The following is a 5,147-nucleotide window of genomic DNA, read 5'->3' as shown; positions in this document are numbered from 1 at the left end:
CCTCTCAAGAGGGGAAGAGTTTCTGCCCGATAGAGGAGTGGGTGGTGAATAATGAAGTTCGTAGTGAGAGTGAAGTGGATGAATTTAACCCACTTAAGCATAAAGATGGCTGGGCAATTCAGCTATCCGTTAAAGCTGGTAGCCTGACAGATGAGTTTAATTTCATCGGTGTAAGTAAAAATGCTGTCCATCTAAGAGAAATACCAATGTTATCTGTTAGTGGCGGGCAATTTGCGACATATCCCTTTATAAATCTTTACTTTACTGGCAAATACGCTTTCGATTATAGAAGTAAGATAGAAAAAGAACAGATATGGGAATTTACAGTAGAAAGTAGTAAATCAGGGGATATGGAGATAAATTGGCAGATTGATGAGGTGCCAGAGGGATATTATCTCTATTTAAAAGATAAACTCACCTCGAAAATAATTGACCTGCGAAAGGTGAATTTTTATCAATATAAATCCGCCCAGGATAAAAGGGAGTTTAGCCTGATAGTGGCAGAGACCCCACTTCCAGAGATTAAAGCACCTTCTTCTCTACAGGAGGCATTTTGTTATCCTAATCCAACAAGAGGTGATAAAATAATCTTTAGATTGCCTGCTGGGAAGTTCAGGATAAAAATTTATAATATTGCTGGAGAAGAGGTATTTGAGAAAGAGGAGATTATTGATGGCTGGGACTGGGGTTGTATCAACAAAGATAACGAAAGGGTCTCATCCGGGATTTACATTTATATTTTATCGGATGGCAAGATGACAAAAACAGGTAAATTAGGGATTATCAAATAATCTCTCGCAAAGGTGCAAAGAGCGCCAGAATAAAAAGGAGGAAAAAAATGGCAACAATTTATTATGACAGGGATGCAGATTTACAAGTTCTAAAAGGGAAGAAAATTGCTATCATTGGCTATGGAGCACAAGGACATGCCCATGCCCAAAATCTACGAGATAGCGGCTTAGAAGTAATTGTCGCTGAGGTAAAGGGCAGTCCTAATTACGAAAAGGCAATTGAAGATGGATTTAAACCCGTATTGGCTAAAGATGCTTCTGATGTAGCCGATTATATCCAATTATTAGTTCCTGACCAGTTTCAGGCTCAGGTATATAAATCTGAGATTGCAGATAACCTTAAGACAGGGAAGGTATTGGGTTTTTCTCATGGATTTAATATCCACTTTGGACAGATAGTTCCTCCAAAGAACATTGATGTGGTGATGATTGCTCCAAAAGGTCCTGGTCGGCTGGTAAGACAGGTATTTGTGGAAGGTGGTGGAGTGCCTAATCTAATTGCTATTTATCAGGATGCCTCAGGACAGGCAAAACCACTTGCCTTATCTTATGCGAAAGGTATTGGCGGAACTCGTGCGGGTGTGATTGAAACAACATTTGCCGAAGAAACCGAAACAGACCTGTTTGGAGAACAGGTAGTTTTATGCGGCGGAACATCAGAATTAATCAGGGCAAGCTTTGATACCTTAGTTGAGGCAGGCTACCAGCCAGAAATAGCCTATTTTGAATGCTGTCATGAGTTAAAACTTATTGTTGACTTGATTTATGAACGAGGAATTATGGGTATGCGTCAGGCAATTAGCGATACGGCTAAATATGGTGATGTAACAAGAGGAAGAATGATTGTTACTGATGAGACACGCAAAAAGATGAAAGAGATTTTAAAATATATTCAGGATGGACATTTTGCTAAAGAATGGGTTTTAGAAAACCAGGCTAATCGCCCTGTATTCAATGCCTTACTTAAAAAAGACTCCGAACATCTCATTGAAAAAATAGGGGCTCAACTACGAAAAATGATGAATTGGATTAAAAAATAGGTAACTGTTCACCGCAGAGACGCAGAGACGCAGAGAAAAAAATTAAAGTAATTATTCAGCCACTGATTAACACGGATTAGCACGGATAAATACAGAGGGGAGAAGGCAGAGGACAACAGGAGGAAAAACCTTCAGCCTAATTACGGACACGGAAAACGGATACGATTTACGAATTTTCAGTGTTTCATCCGTGTCCATCTGTGGCTGAATAGTTACGATGTCCTATGTATTACTATGATTGCCTCAATAATCTTTTCTGTTATCTGATTTATTTCTATGTCTTCTCTGTTCCTCTGCGTCTCTGCGGTAAATTACCACCTGAACGATTACTCCTTGGGGTTATCTGAAGTATTATGAAATGGGTTATGTTTTTTGATGGGAAAGAGAGTAAAAAAGGAATAGTTGAAAAAGACATTATTAGTTGTGCGGATGGAATGAGTTATAACCTGAATGAAGTGAAGATTTTACCTCCATCCCAGCCGTCAAAGATTATCGCGGTCGGATTGAATTATAAAGATCACGCCAGAGAACTAAATCTACCTATTCCCGATGAACCAGTCCTGTTTATGAAACCGCCCAGTTCGATTATTGGTCATGAAGACTCTATCATCTATCCTCCTCAAACAAAACAATTAGACTACGAGGCAGAATTAGCCGTGATTATAAAAGACAGGGCTAAAGATTTAGAGCCTGATAATGTCTGGGACAAAATATTAGGATTTACCTGTTTTAATGATGTAACCGCCAGAGACCTTCAGAAAAAAGATGGCCAATGGACAAGGGCAAAATCATTTGATACCTTCTCGCCAATTGGTCCTTTTGTCGTCAATGACATCAATCCCAATAACCTGCAGATTGAATCATATTTGAATGGCACATTAAAACAATCATCTAATACCCAAAATCTTATTTTTAAAGTAGAAGAATTGGTGAGTTTTATTTCAAAAGTGATGACTTTATTACCCGGGGATGTAATTACGACTGGCACGCCTGCGGGTATTGGTCCAATGAATCCCGGGGATATAATTGAAATTAAGATTAAGGGTATTGGGACTTTGAGGAATTATGTCCGATAATCGGTAATCGTCCAGCCATTAGGTATCAACAGTCACATACATTTTACATCCAGTTAAAGCGGACTGCAACTGAATGCTTACACGATAAAATCTACTATCTTCACATTGTGCGTTAAAAATTCTAACCAACCATATTTTTCTGCCTTTGGTCTTGAGATGATTAAATGAGGGACATATTTGGGCTCATAAGGTTGTTTTCTTAGTGTTAAGCCACATTCGTGTAAGAGTTTATTGCCTTTGATAGCATTACAGCTGCGGCAGGCACAAACCTGATTCTCCCAACAGTTAATTGCCGGCGGCCGCTTCTGTGGAGGAACACTATCCCATCTTGAACGCGGAATAAGATGGTCAACTGTTAGAAAATCTATTGCATACCTTTTTCCACAATACATACATTTCATATCATCCCGATAAATAATATTTAACCTCGAATAAACTACCTTTTTACGCGGAATTTTATAGTAATTAATTAGAGTTATCACCCGGGGTAGTGGGAATGACAGATATTGTGACCTGATTTTCTTATCTTCTTCGACTCTAATCGCATTTGCCTTCTCCAATATCTGAAGCACAATTGCATCCTTTACCCGACAGATGTCTATGGGCGTCATTCCTGAATTTAAAATTAAAACTGGCGAATATAACATCTTCGTCTCCTTTGAAATGGAACTCTTAGAGTAGTGTATAGTTTATAGTTGATAGTGTATAGTTTATAGTTTATAGTCCTTCAACTATCAACTATCAACGGTTTTTAGTTTTAAGTTTTTCAGAGAATTTGCAAATTTGCCAAAGTTCAGTAAAATTATCTCTTTCCTTTCAGCGTTAAAATACTTGAAGTCCTTTTTGAAATTTGATTTGTAATTTTGCATTTTGATATTTAATATTTGATATTTGATATTTATTTGTTGTTTCCCCCAAATCCTATTTTACCTTGCATTTTACCTGATATTTCATTATCTCTCTCTGCAAATCTAATCTCCCATCTAACCGGGTGCTTAAATCTTTTAGTTGGTTACTCAATTCTGTTACTATCCATGGCTGTCTGGTTTGTAAAAGAAATAAATCATTCATTAATGGTTCAAGACTATAATTTTTATCTTTGATAAAGGAGTTCTTCAATATTTTATGAATAATTGTAGAAAACCCTTGATAGTCACCAGCATAAACACATTTATAGAGTTTTTTCTTGATAAACTTATATTGCCGCCATCTATTTTGAGATATCCTGAAAAATAATATGGAAGTTAATAGAACGGCGATAATGGCTAAAAGAATCAGTAATTTAACCTTGTCTTTTGATAAATCATCAGACAGAGTGAGTTTTTCTTTTCTTTTATAAACAGTAAATTCATTAAATATTCCCTTTGCTTCTTCAATAGAGAGAGCAAACCCAACTCCTTCCAGAGGATAGCCGTTAAATGTAAGCATTTTAGAATTAACTATTCCAATGACTTCGCCATACTCATTGAATAAAGGACCTCCACTATTACCAAAATTAACTGGCAAACTTAGTTGAAATAGATGCAGGTTATTATTACTTACCCGTTCTGTAGAACCAATTACGCCACAAGCAACTGAATGTTTAAATGCCTTTGGGGGCATATTTACCTGTTGCGGTAATGGATTGCCGATGATAATAATGGGATTTCCCTCTCGGACCTTTGTCGGGTCCCCTATCTTGACTTGAGGTAAAGGTTTTCTGTGAGAAATTTTAAGTAGACTAATATCTGTTTTCTTATCTATTTTAAGTATTTTTGCCTCATATTTTTCACCAGATTTAAGTTCTACCTCGATATTATCGGCATCACTAATAATATGGTGGCAGGTGAGGATATAGCCTGCCGGGTCAATAATGAACCCGGAGCCTATTCGATAATCATGCTTGACAATCACCCTGCCTGGTTGATATGTTTGGGAGATTTTTTCACCTTTTATCAATACTACCGCTGGGCTGACTTCATTAACTACATCCGCGACCGTTGGTAGTAACTCCTGAGCAAAAACATAAGGAACAAATAATATCATAAAAAAGATAAATAATCTACTTATCACTTTAATATATTATTTTACACCTTTTCCCTCATTATGTCAACAAAATTTAGTAACTCTCAGGAATTCTCGGTGAAAAATTAGATAGAGACTCATTATTCCTTATTTTCCTCTCAAAATCTTTACGAAAAATATTTTTTTCTATCTCTCCTAAACATAGGTGAATTCAGTCTCTAAAAATTCACCGAGAA

General features: G+C 36.9%; 6 protein-coding genes. 3 read left to right on the top strand and 3 right to left on the bottom strand.

Annotated elements, in window-relative coordinates; translation table 11 throughout:
- The 3 genes from AB1422_16625 to AB1422_16615 all read left to right on the top strand — a co-directional run.
- Positions 1-791: T9SS type A sorting domain-containing protein (locus tag AB1422_16625; protein ID MEW6620931.1), on the top strand; the 791-nt coding region annotated here is incomplete at its 5' end.
- Between the two features lie 47 nt (positions 792-838).
- Positions 839-1,831: a ketol-acid reductoisomerase gene (gene ilvC / locus AB1422_16620; GenBank protein MEW6620930.1), complete on the top strand. Its 993-nt coding sequence runs from the start codon at positions 839-841 to the stop codon at positions 1,829-1,831.
- Between the two features lie 353 nt (positions 1,832-2,184).
- Positions 2,185-2,907, top strand: a complete 723-nt coding sequence (locus tag AB1422_16615; protein ID MEW6620929.1) for a fumarylacetoacetate hydrolase family protein — start codon at positions 2,185-2,187, stop codon at positions 2,905-2,907.
- 77 nt (positions 2,908-2,984) lie between these two features.
- Here the strand turns inward: AB1422_16615 and AB1422_16610 are convergent, their stop codons facing one another.
- From AB1422_16610 to AB1422_16600, 3 genes are all read right to left on the bottom strand, one after another.
- The gene (locus AB1422_16610) at positions 2,985-3,554 is read right to left on the bottom strand and encodes an HNH endonuclease (protein MEW6620928.1); all 570 of its coding nucleotides are present in this window, start codon (positions 3,552-3,554) and stop codon (positions 2,985-2,987) included.
- An 87-nt stretch (positions 3,555-3,641) separates the two neighbouring features.
- Positions 3,642-3,776, bottom strand: coding sequence for a hypothetical protein (locus AB1422_16605; protein MEW6620927.1), 135 nt, complete (start codon positions 3,774-3,776; stop codon positions 3,642-3,644).
- A gap of 52 nt (positions 3,777-3,828) precedes the next feature.
- Positions 3,829-4,932 (bottom strand): trypsin-like peptidase domain-containing protein, encoded by a 1,104-nt coding sequence (locus tag AB1422_16600; protein ID MEW6620926.1) that lies wholly within the window; start codon positions 4,930-4,932, stop codon positions 3,829-3,831.
- Between the last annotated feature and the right edge of the window lie 215 nt (positions 4,933-5,147).

The organism is bacterium, assembly GCA_040757115.1.
Classification (GTDB): Bacteria; UBA9089; CG2-30-40-21; order CG2-30-40-21; family SBAY01; genus JBFLXS01.
This window is presented reverse-complemented; position numbering and strand designations above follow the sequence as displayed.